Annotated in this window: 1 protein-coding gene; it reads right to left on the bottom strand. The window is 51.2% G+C overall.

The features are described from left to right. Positions 1-495: hypothetical protein (locus AC1RO3_RS07855; protein WP_481763714.1), on the bottom strand; the 495-nt coding region annotated here is incomplete at its 3' end. Between the last annotated feature and the right edge of the window lie 17 nt (positions 496-512).

Below are 512 nucleotides of genomic sequence, written 5' to 3'. Positions count from 1 at the left end.
CTTGTGAGCCGAATCGTACATAAGCACGTGCTTTCCCTTCAGGCACTGGTAGTCATCCTTGTCCTGCGCGCCTAGCACAACTTGATACTCGTCGGAGTACTGATGACCTACCGAGGCTAGTACATCGTCAGCTTCGTGTTTTTTCGGTTGGAAATACGTGATCCTAGCGTCACTCAGCATCGAGTACACATCCGGCAAATAATCGTACACGTCGCCCGTAGGTTTGGTGTACTGGCTATCGACGGCCGGCCCACTTTGCTTCTTGTTCTTTCGGTCAGCTTTGTATCCGTCATACACACCGTACCTAAACACCTGCTTGCCGTCAAATGCAACCAGCATATGGGTGGCCTTGACGGCCACGGCGTCTTTGCATATCAAGCTGGTGAATGCATATGGAAGTGCCTCTTCGATCGGCCGGCCTGTGCGCAACGTGAACCAGACACGATGGAGTGCGTGATTTCCGTCGATGACGAATATTCGTCCTTTCTTTTTCATTGCAGTTGGAACTTGTT

It is taken from the genome of Dellaglioa sp. CoH-57-MRSF-19 (assembly GCF_056781975.1).
The sequence above is the reverse complement of the archived record's forward strand: the minus strand, read 5'-3'. Positions and strand labels throughout refer to the sequence as shown.